Consider the following 2,048-nt stretch of genomic DNA (forward strand, 5'->3'; position numbering starts at 1 on the left):
GGAGCCGGTGCGGTCCACCCCGGCTACGGGTTCCTCTCCGAGGACGCCGCCTTCGCCCGGCGGGTGGAGGCCGCGGGGCTCGCCTTCGTCGGCCCGACCCCCGGCCAGCTGGAGGTCTTCGGCGCCAAGCACACCGCCCGCGCGGCCGCCGAGGCCGCCGGGGTGCCGCTGCTGCCCGGCACCGGACTGCTGCCGGACCTGCCCGCCGCACTCGCCGCCGCCGAGGGCGTCGGCTACCCGGTGATGCTCAAGGCCACCGGCGGTGGCGGCGGCATCGGCATGCAGGCCTGCCGGGACGCCGCCCAGCTCGCCGACGCCTGGGAGCGGGTGCAGCGGGTCGCCGCCGCCAGCTTCGCCACCGCCGGCGTCTTCCTGGAGCGCCTGGTCGAGCACGCCCGCCACGTCGAGGTGCAGGTCTTCGGTGACGGCGCCGGCCGGGTGGTCACCCTCGGCGACCGGGACTGCTCGCTGCAGCGCCGCAACCAGAAGGTGCTGGAGGAGGCGCCCGCGCCGGGCCTGCCCGACCGCGTCCGCCGGCAGCTCGCCGACTCCGCCCGCCAGTTGTGCGCCTCCGTCGGCTACCGCTCGGCCGGCACCGTCGAGTACGTCTACGACGCCGCCCGCGAGGAGGCGTACTTCCTGGAGGTCAACACCCGCCTCCAGGTGGAGCACCCGGTCACCGAGGCGGTGTACGGGGTCGACCTGGTCGAGTGGATGCTCCGGCTCGCCCAGGGCGACCGCTCGGTGGTCCGCGAGGTCGGCACCCCGGACGGCCACGCCGTCGAGGCCCGGGTCTACGCCGAGGACCCGAGCCGCGACCACCGGCCCAGTGCCGGCCTGCTCACCGAGGTCGCCTTCCCGCCCGGCGTCCGCGTCGACACCTGGGTGGAGACCGGGACCGAGGTCACCACCGCCTACGACCCGATGCTCGCCAAGGTGATCGTGCACGGCGCCGACCGGGCGGACGCGCTGGCCCGGCTCACCGACGCGCTGGACGGCACCCGGATCCACGGCATCGAGACCAACCTCGGTCTGCTGCGCGCCGTCCCCGCCGTGCCGGCCGTCGCCTCGGCCGTCCACCACACCGGCACCCTGGCGCACGTCGCCGACCCGACCCCGCGGATCGAGGTCGTCCGGGCGGGCACCCAGACCACCGTCCAGGACTGGCCTGGCCGGACGGGCTACTGGCACGTCGGGGTGCCGCCGTGCGGTCCGATGGACGACCTCTCCTTCCGGCTCGGCAACCGGGCCCTCGGCAACCCCGAGGGCGCCCCCGGCCTGGAGTGCACCCTGCTCGGCCCGGCGCTGCGCTTCACCGCACCCACCTGGGTCTGCGTCACCGGCGCACCGACCGCCGTCACCGTGGACGGCCTGCCGGTGCCGCAGTGGGAGCCGGTGCTCGTCCCGGCCGGCGGCCTGCTCGACGTCCCCGCCCCGCCGGGCCCGGGTCTGCGCAGCTACCTGCTGGTCGCCGGCGGCCTGGAGGCCCCGGACTTCCTCGGCAGCGCCGCCACCTTCACCCTCGGCGGCTTCGGCGGCCACGGCGGCCGGGCGCTGCGCACCGGTGACGTGCTGCACGGCGGCACCGCCACCCTCGGCGGGGGCGCGGGCCCGGTCGCCGACCGCCCGGAGTTCACCTCCGCCTGGGAGCTGCCCGCGGTCGAAGGCCCGCACGCCGCACCGGAGTTCTTCACCGAGCAGGACATCGCCGACTTCTACGCCGCCGACTGGTCGGTGCACTTCAACAGCGCCCGCACCGGCGTCCGCCTGGTCGGCCCCAAGCCCGCCTGGGCCCGCCCGGACGGCGGCGAGGCCGGCCTGCACCCCTCGAACATCCACGACACCCCGTACGCGGTCGGCGCCGTCGACTACACCGGTGACATGCCGGTGCTGCTCGGCCCGGACGGCCCCTCCCTCGGCGGCTTCGTCTGCCCGGCCACCGTCGTCTCCGGCCAGCGCTGGAAGCTCGGCCAGCTCCGCCCCGGCGACACCGTCCGCTTCGTGCCCGTCACCGCCGAGGGCGCCGCCGCGCTGCGCCGCACGCCGGC

At 77.0% G+C, this 2,048-nt stretch carries 1 protein-coding gene; it reads left to right on the forward strand.

Annotated elements, in window-relative coordinates; translation table 11 throughout:
• Positions 1–2,048 (forward strand): 5-oxoprolinase/urea amidolyase family protein (locus ABZ641_RS34710; protein ID WP_359988343.1); only part of this gene is annotated, 2,048 nt, incomplete at both ends.

This window comes from Kitasatospora sp. NPDC007106 (assembly GCF_040634455.1).
Classification (GTDB): domain Bacteria; phylum Actinomycetota; class Actinomycetes; order Streptomycetales; family Streptomycetaceae; genus Kitasatospora; species Kitasatospora arboriphila.